This is a genomic window from Lysobacter sp. Root76, from assembly GCF_001428685.1.
GTDB lineage: Bacteria > Pseudomonadota > Gammaproteobacteria > Xanthomonadales > Xanthomonadaceae > Lysobacter.
On record NZ_LMIK01000009.1, the window covers coordinates 3,794 to 18,840 of the forward strand.

Sequence of the window (15,047 nt, forward strand, 5' to 3'; positions counted from 1 at the left end):
CGTCGTAGCTGTAGGTCGCGGTTTCGTTGCGGGCGTCGGTCTGGGTCTTGCGGTTGCCGGCGCTGTCGTAGCCGTAGCCGGTGACGCCGGTGTCCGGGCTGGTCAGCTGGGTCAGGTCGCCCAGGCCGTTGTACTGGTACTGGGTGTTCAGGCCCTTGGGGTCGGTGACCTGGGTCAGGCGGTCCAGCGCGTCGTACTGGAACTGGGTCTGGGCGTTGATGCCGGCGGTGTCCTGCAGGGTCTTCACCAAACGGCCCAGCGGGTCGTAGGTGTTGTCGGTGACCGTGCTCAACGCATCGGTGGTGGTGTCGAGGTTGCCGGCCGCGTCGTAGACGTAGCCGGTGGCGTGGTTGTAGGCGTCCTTGCCGGTCTGCAGCTGGCCGAGCTGGTTGTAGACGCGCGACAGGGTACGCAGCAACACGCCGCCGCTGTCCTTGGTGTCTTCCTTGGTGCGCTGGCCGGCGTTGTCCAGGGTGTAGACGATCTGGTTGCCGGCGTTGTCGGTGACCGTGGTCAAACGATGTGCGGCGTCGTAGCCGAACGTGGTGGTGCTGCCGTCGGGCTGGGTGATTTTGCTGACCAGACCGGTGGGCGTGTATTCGTAGCGGGTGATCGCATCGTCGGTTTCGACACCGGCGTTGGGGCCGCGGATCTTCTGCGCGGTCAGCCAACCACGCGGGTGGTACTCCAGGTCGGTGACGACACCGTTGGCGTCCTTGACCGACAGCGGGCGGCCGGCGCCGTCGAAGGCCAGGGTCTCCACGATCTGACCCAATGCGTTGGTGACCTTCCATAGGTCGCCCTTGCGGTGCGGGCAAGTGGTCGGGGCGCTAGCGCAGCTGGCGTCGTCGCTGGCGTAATAGGTGAACGTGGTGGTGTCGGCGACGTCGGTGCGCGGGCCGTTAATCGAAGTGACCAGGCCCAGCAGCGGACAAGTGCCGGCGGTGATGTCGGTCTGTTCGCAGTAGGTGGTGGTGCTGGTGCGCGTGCTAGTAGGCGTCGCCGGGTCGATTGCAGTCGAGGTCAGCGCCTGGCCGCGGGCGTTGTAGCTGTAGTCCTGGCGGGCCAGCGCGGTGCCGGTGGCGGTGTAGGTCTGGCGCTGGGTGGGCAGATCCAGAACCGTGTCCCATGCCGTGGTCTCGCTGCGCAGGCGGGTGCTGGCCGCGGCCAGCGCGTCCGTCGCCGGGCACTGGGCGGTGGTGGCCGCCGGATAGTCGTAACGGGCGATCACCCGCAGCCAGTCGGCATCGTAGTAAAGGCACGTCAGTTGATCGCCGCGACGGCGGGCGGTGACGTTCGACTTGGTGTCGTAGACGTTGCCGGCCGCGACGGATACCCCACCCGCCCCCGATTCCACGCGCTGGCTGGGCGCCTGCAAGCCCAAACGGGTCTGGAACTGGAACTGGATATTGCCGCCCAGCGGGGTCGTGACGTTGACGTTGGTGCCGTCGGCGCCGTAGTTCACCGCGTAGCGTTCGACGCCGCCGGCGTGCTCGGTGGACAGCGCGCGGGCGTTGTTGCTGTCGTAAGTGAAGGTGGCGAACGGCACACCGTTGTGCGCGACCTCGGTCAGGTACCAGCTGTTGACGATCTTGATGTAGCTGTAGGACGTGACCGACGCGCCCTGAGTGACGCTGGCCAGCTGCTGGTTGGCGTTGTAGGCGTAGGCGATGGCCTGCCCGTCGGGCAGATCGATGCGGGCCAGCAGTCCAAAGGCACCGTAGGTCAGCATGGACACGCGGCCATTGGCATCGGTGACGGACGCCACCCTGCCATCGGCATCGCGCGCATAGGTCGCCACCACGCGGCCATCGCGCAGCTCGCGCTGGAACTGGCCTTGAGCATCGTAGATTTCCTGCGCGTTACCCGGCTTGCGCAGCTCCCAGAACGTCTGGCCGTTCACCTGAAACGGGTTCAGGCGATAACGGCGCAGGTCGTCTTCGGGCTTCCACTGGCCGCCCGCGTCCTGGGTGAACGCCAGGGCCCGCCCGTCCTCGCGCATCACCAGCGCCGCCTGGAACTGCGACGGCCGCACATCGGTCACGATCAACTCACGCGTGAGATCGGAGAACCAAGAGCCACCCAAGGCGTTGGCCGAACCGACGAAGGTGGGCGACGAGTTGAAGGCGCGCGCCAAACCCAACTGCGCGGTGAGTTCGTCGCGCGCGCGCTCGATCTTGACGCCGCTGCCGCAGGAGATCGGGTTGCCCACGTCCGCGCAATGCACCAGAGGCTTGCTGGCCGTCAGCACCGTGGAATAGCGCACGCAGGTGAACTGGTTTTTCAGGTAGTTGTACCCGATGGGGCATACCTGCTTGGGCGTCACGTAGTTTTGGCGGAAGGAGTTGTACTGGATCTCGCCGTTCCACTGTATTTCGTCGTAGTAGCAGCCCACACCCAAGGTGGGATGGGTGCCATAGCGGCCGTTGGTGTACTGGGTAGGCCCCGGGAGGCGCGCGCCCACCAGCCGGCAGGCCAGGTTGCCATTGCTGAAATATCGGAGGCCGCCGCTACCGTCCGGATCAGCCTGATACATGGTGGTCGAAGGCAGCGAATGCTCCTGCGCCCAAGCATCGGCCGTTGCGCACAGCAACACCGCGAGCGCGAAGGCCCGTGCTATCCATTTCATCCCTTGTCCCCGACGCCTGCGATCAGCCGACATGATCGCGGACGGGCCGCATGCCGTACAAGGCATCTCGCTTGTGCATTCATGGCGTAGTGGGCTACGGCATGCCACGGCCGCGGTGCAGATGGCCCGCATGGCGCCGGGCTCGCAATTTCGCCCGCGCGGCGCAGTCGGGGAATGCCGCGTTGCAGTGTCAGATTTTTCTTGGGTGAAAAGTGGTGCGCGCAGGCACACGCGACCGAAGCGCGCGAGGTACCGCGTCGCGCGAGCGTGCGCGTGCGCGTGCGCGGAAACGCTGCCCTGCCCCGCATTGGCGGGCGATGCGCCGCCCGCGATTGCGCGCGTCCGACGAGGCGCGGCGTGCACCGCCGCACCACCGTCAGGTGCGGTCCGCGCTGGCGGCGGACCGCTGCCCTACTCCGCCGACGGGCGGGCCGCGTCCGCGATGCGCTCCAGGTCGTCGGCCAAGCGGTCGAAGCAACATGCCAGCGCCTCGGCCGAGATCGACAGCTGATCGGGCGCGTCCTGGTCCTGCGGCTCGGTCAGTTGGGCGAGCAGGCGCAGGTGGTCACGGGTTTGGGTTAGGGCTTGGTGGGCGGTGGCGGGGAGGGTATAGCTCAGGGGATTGATCGCCGGAATGCTATGTCCGTTCTGCATGATGGGATCCAACCTTCTTGTAAGTTGGAGCCAAACCTATCTGGCCCTTGTCGATATGCAAAATTCGAATATCACAGAACTCAGCGCCATGATCTCCGTAACTCCCCAAAGGGGTCAGGTACATTTCGGACGCAACGAACTAGGCGAGGCCGCGCTACGCCACAGCTACGACTTGCACGTCTACGTGCTGATGACGAACCACGTGCACCTGCTGGTCACTCGCGTGACCTTTGGGCCAGCTCGCACATGATGCAAGCCATCGGCCAGCGTTACGTCGCCTGCTTCAATGCCGGCTATCGCCGCACCGGCATGCTTTGGGAGGGACGATTCAAGTCCGACCTAGTCGACAGCGAATCGTATGTCCTCGCCCGCAACCGCTACATAGAGCTGAATCCGGTGCGCGCACGTATGACCCGAAGTGCCGAGGGCAGCCCATGGTCCAGCTACCGTCACAACGCGCTAGGCACCGTCGACCCGGATTTAAGCAGCACCCAACCTACACACAGCTGGCAGCCAGCGACGCGGTCCGTCGTGAGGCATACCGAACACTCGTAGCCGACGGCATGGAGCAAAACGAGATCAATGCGCTTCGGCTACACACGCAACAGCAGCGCGCCTGGGGCAATGAACGCTTCGTGGAGTTGAGGCGCTGACTCAACGTGCGGTCGCGCTACGCTGCGTGGATGGCCGAAGTCACTGGGTAAATAAACCTACCTCCTTTTCCCATTGCCACGCACGACTAACCCATCGCCAGCTTCTGAGCTAGTTTGGTCGCGCGATCTGAGAGCGAAGCAGCTTCTCCTGCGCAGCATGCATTTTCCCTAGTACCCCTTGGGACCTGATTTCAAGCCTCTCAAAATTACGCTGCCATTCCATACGCAATTGATCAAGCGCCTTAAGCCTCGCATCACCGGGCTGCAATCTTTCAGCGAATTCGGACAAGTAGCTAAAAAAAGTCATAAACGGATGCTCGTGCAAATCACCGAAACCCTGCGCATGGGCAACACTTTCGTCGAGCGAAGCGACGCCTTCGAGAAAAAAATCCCAGGCAGAATCAGGATTAATACTGCTATCAATCGAGGCTTTCAATCTCACTCTTCCAAGTGTGTTCAGAGAAAACGCGTGCCTGTGGACATTAATACTCTTTCGCGCATACGAATACGCTTTATCATGTACTCCTGCATCACTTTCCAGCAAAGCCCTCTGCTCCCAATAGCGGCCGTTCCAATCGAAATCTTGCTGCAGAGACTCGTACCAATTTCTGGCAGCCTGAATTGATGTAGACATTGAAACCACAGCATCCTTGTCCATAAGTTGACGCAAGATTAAAACCGGATATGTACGTTGCCTCAGCGATCTTAGTGAAACAAGAGGGGCCAACGCTAAAACTACTTCAAGTGAAATTCCATATCTATCCGCAGTAGAAACATGTTGACGAAAAACATACTCCGCAAGCATGCGATGACGAAACCTAAGCCCTCTTGCATCAACAACAATCAGTTCTGCCAGAGGGCCATCCGTCGCACCAAGGTCAGCAATATTTGATTGTTTCGATAGATCAAGCGCCACGTTGAACGGTAATGAGTAGCCAAGCCGATGAACCAACGAAATAGCACGCAGAACCTTTACTTGCCCAGGCTTAGCTAGTGCTATAGCCGCCGCCCATTCCTTATCTAGTCTGCTATAGAAGCCTCGCCCCTGCTCCAATCCGCTAAGGGCCATAAAGAGGTCTTCAGAATTCTGTTTCTTGAAGTAGTTCCAGAGATGAATATCGTCCCAACCAGTAGCAATTCCTAACCTCCCCACTGCGTCCCTCTTTCTAGAGATGGATAGCGCATCCGGTCTATTTACTGGACCAACCTCATACGAACCAATCAAGTATGCCCCTAGATCCTCACTAAGAATTGAAGCCCTTTTCTTTCGCTCAGCAATGACAATTAGGCATTGACCATTCACTTTCCTAGAAGCATCCAACAGCTCTCGAATACTTCCAGAGAAGTCAGCGGCATTGTCGAACACCAGCAATGTTTTTGGATTCGAGCCAAGCCAATTTAGCACCGCTTCAACATCAGGACGTTCGGTCTCTCGGAATCTAAAAATCCGGAACCCGATCGGTATAAACTCACGAGCAAGTCTAAGCAGAGCCGTTGTCTTTCCGGCTCCTGCCGCACCCGTAAATAGAATGGCTCCAGACTTATTTCCGGCAGCCGCAGCTTTCAAAGCTCTGATTGCGGAAGATGTCACTTGTCGCTGAGAGTCTAGAACATCCGCTATATCAGCCCACATTGGCTCATCGCCACCGTAAAAATCATGCGCACTCGGTACGCGCTGGCGACCGTCCGCAAGAACTTCGAACTGCTGATTGAACCGAGCCACCGCTCCAGCAGACATCGGCGTTCGGGTCATCTCGTCAAATTGCGCGCGATATTCGTCAACATCATGTTGCAATGCCAAGAAGAACTGTTCTGCATCCGCATCTATTGGCACAACTCCGCCGCGAACTAAACGCCGCCGGTCAATATCTTGAACACCCTTGATTACGGCAATAGTCGGAAATCCAGTTGATGCAAGCGAAGCATTGCCACGCGTAATGGCTTCAACCAGATCAATCTCTTCTACGAGCCTCGCCCCGATTACGAGAAACGGCCTCTGTAGCCATTGGCTCCAGAATTCCGCATGCCAATCCCCTTGAGATCTCAGGGCTTTGGCATACTCACGAAGTGTGAATACTAAAGATTCTGTTGTCGCATCGAGCGTTGACGCACGTCCGTGTAGATGCACAACTTGCACGCTATGATCACCCAGTGTCGACGGCACCAAGTTTGCCGTCCAACTGAGAGGATTCGCCTTGAAAACATGATCACTCATTGAAGTTCTTTCAAAGAGATCATCTATGTTTAAAGTCCATATACGAGACCAAGGAAAATCCAGCACTTCCCCATGCCATGTTGGCGTCGCGCCGACAAATCTAGATCGCAAGAACTGCGCCAACTTCGCTTCACCGTCCGCTATATGGCGAGCCTCCTCAAAAACAACAGCAAGATTTCTCGCATCTTGCGCACTAAAACCTAAATTAAAGGCGTCATTAATCTCCACCCCCAATCCTGGACCACTAGGTAGATTCTTACCGTGTTTATCTTTCGCGCTCATGCTGAAACCAGCACCCAAAAGCAAATTGTACTGAGCCTCAGCGATACCACGAACAAGCTGACTGGCTTGGTCGGTCGATAGATCAAACTTCAGCAGTTGCATGTGCCACTCCCTTAGAAAAAAAGGCTCCGCATTACAGAGCCATTTTCATAGCACGGTTTGCCAACTTCCCACGCACTTCAAACATTTGCGACAGGCCAGCCCAAGGCTACGCGCGCTGCGGCGTTCTCGGGCCGTTCGTAAGTCATTTTCTTCGACTGCAAGCGTATTTTGCTTAACTAGATCCGGCGCCCCCCCACCCTTGATCCGCCCCCCTTCCTCTCTGAGCGGGGATAGATGAGTTCGATCTTGGTTGTGGCGTTCCGTCCGGCCTCTTGGACAAAGGGAAGCAACACCGTTGATGGCTGTCCACCATCAACCGAATGACTAGGCTGCAGCATCCATACGCTTGGACGTCCATGACCGCATGCTGCTACGAAATGTGCGCGCGATCAAATTTCTTCCGATTCCGGCTTAGGCGACGCGACAGGGTTGCCTATCCAACCGCAATTGCGGGAGGCTTTGGGATCAAAAGGCGGCTGCCAGGGCCCAGCCTATGGGGCAGAACGCGCTGTTTAAGCGGCACTTGGGGAAGTGGATACTCCGTACCATGCTGCGCCGCCCCACCTTACTGCACGCCCCCCTCAACCGACCTCAAGCGCAAAGTACCCACTCTCCAACGTGCTGGTATCCGTAACAGCCGTAATTACCGCATTGGGGTTGGTAGTGGTGACCGTATCGGTGGTAATACCGTTGATGACGGCGTGGACGTAGAAGGTTTCGCTTAGGGACAGGGCCGCCATTTCGAAGTTGTTGCTGACCACCACGGTCTGCACCCACGCCCCGCTTTTGTGGAGGGTGAAGCTGACCGGGCTCAGGCAGGTCTTCTGGAACTGCATTTGGTCGCTTTGGGTGCTGGGCACCTCGATCACTTCGAAATCGTAGGTGCCCTGCCCTTGCACTTGCTTGACCTGCGCCAGGAAGCCGACGGGGCCGTTGGCGTCCATGGGGGCGGAGGTGTAGGTGTTGCCTTCGAGCATCGTTTCGGCGATGACTTGGTAGGCGCCCTCGGTGGGCACCGTCACGGTCTCGTTGGGGGCGATGCCCGGGATGCGGGCGAGGACGCGCTCGCCGGCCAGCACGACGAATTGGGCGATGTAATCGGTGGTGTTGCGCAGGGTGAGCGGCATGGGCGTCCTTGGTTAGTCGAAGGCGTTACAGGCAGACGGTGGGCCGGGCCGGCTGCGTGGGCAGCGACCGGACATGGTGGGCGGGTGGGCTGGGGACATCCGGCGAATGGGGCGCGTGGGCGTCAGGCTGGGCGGACCTGGGCGGCGTAACGGCCACGGTGGTGCCGACGGCGGCCAAGACGGCGCGCAGCCAGGCCAAGCCTATGAAGCCGATAAACATCGATCCCCTCCCTAGACTCGATGACGGCGCGTTGCCGGGCCCCGCGGCACTTGGACCGTGGCGGTGGGCACCGGCATTCCCCTAGGCGGCATGCTGCTACGAAATGTGCGCGCGATCAAATTCCGGCGGGCGCCGGCGGGTTGCGGTGGCTACCGTCCCCTGTCATTGGGACGGTGTGCCGGAGGGAGGCGGCAGGCCGCCTCTCTATTTGCTTGCGGGGCTGGGGTGGCGCGGTGTGGGGGGCGAATCGCGGCTTACGCCGCTCCTACAGGAAGCAGGTGGGCGGCGACGGGCGGCCGCCCCCTGCGGATGACGGGGGCGCAAGGCGGGCGGGGCCGCCGTGCGCGTTGGTCAGCTCACCAGACTTCGCAGCGGTCCTTGGCCGGCCGCACCATCGGGGCGTCGGCCTTGCACTGGAAGGCCTGCTGGAACGCCGGCAGGTTGGACAGCGGGCCGTTGACGCGGTACTTGGCGATGGGGTGTGGGTCGCCCTGGATCATGCTGCGCTGGGTTTCCAGGCGGGTTTCGTCGCCGCGCCATTGGCCCCAGGCGATGAAGAACTGTTGCTCGGGGGTGTAGCCGTCCAGGGTGGGTTCGGGGCCTTTGCCTTCGCGGGACTTGAGATAACCGCGGTAGGCGAGCTTGGCGCCGGCGAGGTCGCCGATGGATTCGCCCAGGACGAGTTTGCCGTTGTGGTGGACGCCGGGTTCGATGAAGTAGCCCTCGAACTGGTCGACGACGCATTGGCCCTTGGCGGCGAACTGGGTCTGATCCTTCGGCGTCCACCAGTTGGCGAGGCGGCCTTGGGCGTCGAACTGGGCGCCCTGGTCGTCGAAGCCGTGGCTGATCTCATGACCGATGACCACGCCGATGGCGCCGTAGTTGACGGCGTCGGTGGCGTTCACGTCGAACGCGGGCGGTTGCAGGATGCCGGCCGGGAAGACGATCTCGTTCTGTGAGGGGTTGTAGTAGGCGTTCGACGTGGGCGGGGTCATGCCCCAGCGCGTGCGGTCGGTGGGTTTGCCGATCTGGCTACGCACGTCGGCGACGTTCCAGCGCGAGGCGGCCATGACGTTGTCCCAGGCGGAGGCGCGGCTGACGACGACGCCTTTGTAGTCCTTGAACTTGTCGGGGTAGCCGAGTTTGGGGAAGAAGGTGGCGCGCTTTTCCAGGGCTTTTTGCTTGGTGGCGTCGTCCATCCAGTCGATTTCGCGGATGGTGTCGTCCATGGCCAGCAGGATGTTCTTGACCATGTCCTGCATGCGGGCCTTGGCTTCGGGCGGGAAGTATTTTTCGACGTACTTCTGGCCCAGGGCTTCGCCCAGCTGGCTGTCGGTGAGTTCGGCGCAACGCTTCCAGCGCGGTTTGATCTGGGTGGTGCCGGCCAGGAACTTGCCGTTGAAGGCGAAGTTTTCTTCGACGAAGGGCGTGGATAGGGAGTCGGCAGCGTTGTTGAGCACCTGCCATTGCAGGTAGGTCTGCCACTGGGCGATGGGGGTGGTGGCCAGTTCTTTTTCGACCTGGCGCATGAACTTGGGCTGGGTGACGTTGACGGCGTTGCGCGGCATGCCGGCGGCGTCGAAGTATTTCGCCCAGTCGAAGCTGGGCACCAGCTTGGGCAGGTCGGCGAAGGCGGTGGGGTTGTCGAGCAGTTTCGGGTCGCGCATCTGCACGTTGTCGAACGAGGCTTCGGCCAGGCGCTTTTCGAAGGCGAAGACGGTTTGGGCGTCTTGCTGGGCCTGGGCCGGGGCGACGCCGGTCAGTTCGAACATCTTGGCGACGTGAATGAGGTACTTGGCGCGCGCTTCGACGAAGCGCGGTTCGGGTTTGAGGTAGTAGTCGCGGTCGGGCATGCCCAGGCCGCCGGCGTAGAAGTGGGCGACGGTCTGGGTCGGTTCGTGCAGGTCTTCGCCGGCGTAGACGATGAAGGGCACGAAGACGCCGACGTCGTGGAGCTTGCCGATCATGCGTTGCAGGTCGGCGTTGTTCTGCATGGCGCCGGCTTCGGCCAGCCAGGGTTGCACGGGTTTGCTGCCCAGGGCGTCGATGCGGGATTCGTCCATGCAGGCGGCGTAGAAGTCGCCGGCGAGCTGGCCGGCGCTGCCCTGGGGCCAGTCGGTGCGGGCGGAGAGTTCGTTGAGGATGTCGCGGACGTGTTCTTTGTTGACCTCGCCGGATTGCCAGCGGCGGCTCCAGCGGTCCATGTAGTCGGGGATGGGGTTTTGTTTGCGCCAGGTGCCGTTGGCGTAGTCGAAGAAGTCGGTGCAGGGGTCGCCGGCGCGGTTGACGTCGGCGGGCTGGATGCCGTGCACGGCGCCGGCGGAGGCGGTAGTGGATGCGGCGAGCAATACGACGAGGGGGAGACTGGACCTGATCACGGCAACGTCCTTGCTGGGTAGGTGGGGCCACTATCAGTCAGGGGCTGGGGGGCGGCTTGGGCCAGAAGTCCTGGGTGGGCGTTGTGGATGATGGGGTGCGGGGATATGGGTTGGTCGCGGGTGTTTGGCTTTCTGTGGGAGCGGCGTGAGCCGCGATTGTGAGGGTCGGCGCTAGGTGCGGGTTTGTCGCGAGGCCGGTCGCGACTTACGTCGCTCCTACCCCAAAGCGGTGGTGGGGGTGGGGTTGGGTGGCTGTGGCGCGGTGGGTGGGGTGGCGCGTCGCGGCTTACGCCGCTCCCACAGGGAGCGGCCGGTCTCGACGCTGTTTGGCTTTCTGTGGGAGCGGCGTGAGCCGCGATTGCGGGTGGCGGCGCTAGGTGCGGGTTTGTCGCAAGGCCGGTCGCGACTTACGTCGCTCCTACCCCAAAGCGGTGGTGGGGGTGGGGGTGGGGTTGGGTGGCTGTGGCGCGGTGGGTGGGGTGGCGCATCGCGGCTTACGCCGCTCCCACAGGGAGCGGCGCATCGCTTACCTCCGCTGCTCCCACAGGGAGCTACATATCGCTTACTCCGCCGCTTCCACGGGCAGCCGAACATCGCCCACACCTGCCGCTTTGGGGTAGGAGCGGCGTGAGCCGCGATGGGGTTGGGAGGTGCCCTCACCTGCCCTGGGTTTCTCACTTAAGCTGCGGATCGGTGCGCCGGTGGATTACGGCGCGGCGGGCAACGGGGAAGGCAGGCACGGTCGGATGACGCCTGCATCGGATGGATCACTCAGGGGGAACAGGATGAACCGATACGGGACGAAGCGCTGGCTGGGCTTGATGGCCGCAGCCGGCTTGGGTGCGCTGACGGGATGCGCGTCGGTGGGACGGGAGGCGGCGGTGGGTACTCCGATGGAGGATCGTCCGATCGTCGGTGCGGGCTTCGTCGGGCAGCCGGCCGGTTGGCCGGACGCGGTGCCGTTGCCGGAGGGCGCGGAGATCGACGGCCACCGCTGCGCGAACCGGTACTGCACGCTGTGGTTCGGGCTGATGACCCTGGATGAGGCGATGGTGCTCAAGCGCCGGTACATCAAGCTGCTCAAGGACAGCGGCAAGTGGGAGCAGTTGGGTTCGCCGGACGACCCCTACGAGCCCGAGGCGTTCCGTTACACGGGCGCGGTGGAGTCCGGGTGCGGCTACATGCTGGAGATCAAGCAGGGTTCCGTCCCCAACGACTATTACCACCGCTGGCGCGTGACGACGTCGATGACCTGGTAACGCGCGCGGCTGCGGTGCGGCGCCGACGGAGGGCTTGGGAGTGAGCATGGACAAGTACGACATCAAGAAGGCCTGCAAGGCCTGGTACGGCGCGCCGGCCGGGGCGTTCGTGCGGCTGGATATGCCGGCGATGGATTACTACATGATCGACGGCGCGGGCGATCCGAACACGGCGGCCGAGTACGCGGCCGCGGTGGAGGCGCTGTATACGGCGTCGTACACGCTCAAGTTCATGAGCAAGGCGGATTTGCGGCGGGACTATGTGGTGCCGCCGCTGGAAGGTTTGTGGTGGGCGGACGATCTGTCGGATTTCGTGGCCCGGCGCAAGGATCGGTGGCGCTGGACGATGATGATCGTGGTCCCGGAGTTCGTCGGGCGGGCGATGGCGGAGGCGGCGATCGCGAAGGCGCAGGAGAAGAAGGGGCTGGCGGCGTTGTCGCGGTTGCGCTACGAGCGGTTGGAGGAAGGCACGGTCGTGCAGACGCTGCATGTGGGGCCTTACGACGACGAAGGGCCGGTCTTGAAGCGGCTGCACGAGGAGTTCTTGCCGGCGCAGTCGTTGGTGCCGACGGGGCATCATCATGAGATCTATTTGAGCGATCCGCGCAAGACGGCGGCGGCGAAGTTGAAGACGATTTTGCGGCAGCCGGTGCGGGTGGGGTGAGGTTGTCGGGGCTCTGCTCGTTCTTGTCGTAGGTCGGAGTAGGAGCGGCGGTGTCGGTGTGGGGCTGCGCTGTAGGTGCGGTGTCGGATCGCGGCTTACGCCGCTCCTACCCCAAAGCGGGTGTGGTTGGGGTTGGTTGGCGGTGGCGCGGTGTGTGGGATGGCGCGTCGCGGCTTACGCCGCTCCTACAGGGAGCCCAGGGCGGTTCGGTGCGCTGGGCCGGTGGCGCTGTGGGAGCGGCGTGAGCCGCGATTGCGTCGCCGGGTCAGCCGCGCCAGTTGGCGTGGCTGCGCCAGAACTCGACGCTGCGCTGGTAGGCGTCGCGGTCCAGTGGGACGCCGGAGCCGCCCTCCTCCACGCCCAGGGCGTTGCGCATCATGGTGATCGGCGCCATCGGCGTTTCCATCGGCTCGGCGGTGTACATGCAGCCGACCACGCCCCAGTCAGCGGTCGTGTCGGTGCCTTCCTTCGCCAGTTGCTCGCGGCTGTAGAGGATGACGATCAGGTAGTCGGCCACCGGCGGGTCGATGTTTTCGAACCAGCGCACCAACACCGGCAGCTCGTCTTTGCTGCGCGCGTCGTAGTCGCTGCGCAGCAGGTGGCGGTTGGCGTCGGTGATCGGTACCGCGAGGCAGCGGGTCGAGGTCCAGTTGTGGTGCACGTGCAGCTTGCAGAACGGGGCGTAGCCGTCGAGCACCTGCAGCGGCGCGACCTCGTTGAGGTGGCGCTCGAACTGTTCGGGCGTGCAGTCCTGGATGGTGTTGCGGCGCGGCTCGCGCGGGAACAGGCGGGCGCGGGCGAAATCGGTGAGGACGATGGTCATGGCGGCATTATCGGGCAGTTGCAGCCAGGGGCGCCCCCAGAACGCGGCAGCGATCGGCTGCCGTACTTCGCCACGGTTAGCGCAGGTACGGCGCCCGGCCGCGCTAGCGCCGGGCAGGCAACCGCGCTCAAGGCCCCACTGAAGCGCTTGCGCCCCTCTTTGCCGCCCTATTTCGGCCGATAAATCCCCCCGGCCCGTTTTTCCCGTACCCTTTCCGACCGTTTCGGCGCGCAATACGGACCTGTCCTTGAACACCAACGCTGCACCCGCCCTGGCCCTCTCGCCGGCATCCGATGCCGATGTCGCCATTTCCGGCGATCGTCTGCATGCCACCCTGGCGCTGCTGGATGCGATCATCGCCGACCGCAGCGTGCTCGATGCGCTGCCCGCGGACGAACGCGAGCGCCTGCTGCAGGCGGTCGCGCTGGTCCACCACCCCGAGCCGCGCGCGCGGCGGCAAAAATCCAAGATCCAGGCACGCGAACGAGCGCAGGAAAAAGCGCGTGCGACCGAGGCGCTGCTCGACCAGACCGGCATCCGCACCCTGCGTCGCAAGCCGGTATTCACCACGCCGAACTACTTCCCGCCGCAGGCGCCGGGCCTGCACGACCCCAGCAACCGCGCGTCCGATCCGGTGGCCCACAACGAGTCGCCGGAACTGCTGCATTGCTATGTCTGCAAGCAGAAATACACGCGCATCCATCACTTCTACGATCAGCTGTGCCCGCCCTGCGCGGAATTGAATTTCCACAAGCGCACCGAGACCGCCGATCTGCGCGGACGCGTGGCGCTGCTGACCGGCGGACGCGTCAAGATCGGCTATCAGGCCGGCTTGAAACTGCTGCGCGCGGGCGCGACGCTGATCGTGACCACGCGCTTTCCGCGCGATTCGGCTGCGCGCTACGCCGCCGAGCCGGATTTCGGCGAATGGGGCCATCGCTTGGAAGTGTTCGGGCTGGACCTGCGCCATACGCCCAGCGTGGAAGCGTTCTGCACCCAGCTGCTGGCCACGCGCGAGCGCCTGGACTTCATCATCAACAACGCTTGCCAGACCGTGCGCCGTCCGCCGGCGTTCTATGCGCACATGATGGCCGGCGAGACCGCTGCGCTGCAGACCCTGCCCGAGCACGTGCGCAAGCTGATCGGCCAGTACCAGGGCCTGCGCAGCACCGACTTGCTGCCGGGCGCCCATGCGACCGCGCTGCAAGCGGGTCGCCCCGATCCCGGCGCCACCGGCCTCACCCACGCCGCCGAGCTTTCGCAGGTACCGCTGCTGCCCGACGAACTGCTCGGCCAGGCGCACCTGTTCCCCGAAGGCCGGCTCGACCAGGACTTGCAGCAGATCGACCTGCGCGGGCGGAATTCCTGGCGCCTGCAGATGGACGAAGTGCCGTCGGTGGAGCTGTTGGAGACGCAGCTGGTCAACGCGGTCGCGCCCTTCATCATCAACGCGCGCCTGAAACCGCTGATGTTGCGCACGCCCGATGGCGCGCAGGCCGCGCGCGACAAGCATATCGTCAATGTCTCGGCGGTCGAAGGCCAGTTCTACCGCAATTTCAAGACCACCAAGCACCCGCACACCAACATGGCCAAGGCCGCGCTCAACATGATGACGCGCACCGCGGCCGCCGATTACCAGGGCGACGGCATCCACATGAACAGCGTCGACACCGGCTGGGTGACCGACGAGGATCCGGTCGAGATCGCCGCGCGCAAGACCGTCGAGGAACGCTTCCATCCGCCGCTGGATATCGTCGACGGCGCCGCCCGGATCGTCGACCCGATCATCCACGGCTTCAACACCGGCGAGCACGTGTGGGGACAGTTCCTGAAGGACTACGCGCCGACGGACTGGTGAGTTTCGCGCGATCCGCATCGAGCGGCCTGCGCAGGCGCGGCAGCGGCCACTGAGAAAGGCGAGGACCGTAGGGTGCGGTGAGCCGCAGGCGAACCGCACCATCGCGCGATCCCGATCGCCGCGCCGGCGCGGTTGTCACCGCACCCTACAACGTCGCCGCGACATCGGCGACCGTTGAAAACG

Annotated in this window: 8 protein-coding genes and 1 pseudogene; 3 read left to right on the plus strand and 6 right to left on the minus strand. The window is 63.1% G+C overall.

Annotated elements, in window-relative coordinates; genetic code table 11:
* The 5 genes and pseudogenes from ASE10_RS21200 to ASE10_RS17365 all read right to left on the minus strand — a co-directional run.
* A pseudogene (locus ASE10_RS21200) lies at positions 1–2,629 on the minus strand (hypothetical protein); the annotation flags it as partial.
* Between the two features lie 411 nt (positions 2,630–3,040).
* On the minus strand, positions 3,041–3,283 hold the full coding sequence (locus tag ASE10_RS17340; protein ID WP_055910143.1) for a hypothetical protein: 243 nt from the start codon (positions 3,281–3,283) through the stop codon (positions 3,041–3,043).
* A gap of 762 nt (positions 3,284–4,045) precedes the next feature.
* Entirely contained in the window at positions 4,046–6,535 is a 2,490-nt protein-coding gene (locus ASE10_RS19790; protein WP_082586144.1) for an SIR2 family protein, read from the minus strand.
* Positions 6,536–7,116: 581 nt separating this feature from the next.
* The gene (locus ASE10_RS17355) at positions 7,117–7,662 is read right to left on the minus strand and encodes a hypothetical protein (protein WP_055910158.1); all 546 of its coding nucleotides are present in this window, start codon (positions 7,660–7,662) and stop codon (positions 7,117–7,119) included.
* A gap of 576 nt (positions 7,663–8,238) precedes the next feature.
* Positions 8,239–10,260, minus strand: a complete 2,022-nt coding sequence (locus tag ASE10_RS17365) for a M13 family metallopeptidase (protein ID WP_082586136.1) — start codon at positions 10,258–10,260, stop codon at positions 8,239–8,241.
* Positions 10,261–11,045: 785 nt separating this feature from the next.
* On the opposite strand from ASE10_RS17365, the gene ASE10_RS17370 reads away from it, so the two are divergent.
* A complete protein-coding gene (locus ASE10_RS17370) occupies positions 11,046–11,519 on the plus strand; it encodes a hypothetical protein (RefSeq protein WP_157481148.1) in 474 nt (157 codons plus the stop codon).
* A gap of 46 nt (positions 11,520–11,565) precedes the next feature.
* Positions 11,566–12,183, plus strand: a complete 618-nt coding sequence (locus tag ASE10_RS17375; RefSeq protein WP_056306272.1) for a GyrI-like domain-containing protein — start codon at positions 11,566–11,568, stop codon at positions 12,181–12,183.
* A 265-nt stretch (positions 12,184–12,448) separates the two neighbouring features.
* Here ASE10_RS17375 and ASE10_RS17380 read toward each other — a convergent pair whose 3' ends face one another.
* On the minus strand, positions 12,449–13,006 hold the full coding sequence (locus ASE10_RS17380; RefSeq protein WP_056306273.1) for a DUF3228 family protein: 558 nt from the start codon (positions 13,004–13,006) through the stop codon (positions 12,449–12,451).
* A 271-nt stretch (positions 13,007–13,277) separates the two neighbouring features.
* Here ASE10_RS17380 and ASE10_RS17385 point away from each other — a divergent pair, with 271 nt between their 5' ends.
* A complete protein-coding gene (locus ASE10_RS17385; RefSeq protein ID WP_056306356.1) occupies positions 13,278–14,864 on the plus strand; it encodes an SDR family oxidoreductase in 1,587 nt (528 codons plus the stop codon).
* Positions 14,865–15,047: the final 183 nt, after the last annotated feature.

Coding starts and splice junctions, on each gene's coding strand:
- ASE10_RS17375 (WP_056306272.1), top strand. CDS start 11,566: ATGGACAAGTACGACATCAAGAAGGCCTGCAAGGCCTGGTACGGCGCG.
- ASE10_RS17355 (WP_055910158.1), bottom strand. CDS start 7,662: ATGCCGCTCACCCTGCGCAACACCACCGATTACATCGCCCAATTCGTC.
- ASE10_RS17370 (WP_157481148.1), top strand. CDS start 11,046: ATGAACCGATACGGGACGAAGCGCTGGCTGGGCTTGATGGCCGCAGCC.
- ASE10_RS19790 (WP_082586144.1), bottom strand. CDS start 6,535: ATGCAACTGCTGAAGTTTGATCTATCGACCGACCAAGCCAGTCAGCTT.
- ASE10_RS17380 (WP_056306273.1), bottom strand. CDS start 13,006: ATGACCATCGTCCTCACCGATTTCGCCCGCGCCCGCCTGTTCCCGCGC.
- ASE10_RS17340 (WP_055910143.1), bottom strand. CDS start 3,283: ATGCAGAACGGACATAGCATTCCGGCGATCAATCCCCTGAGCTATACC.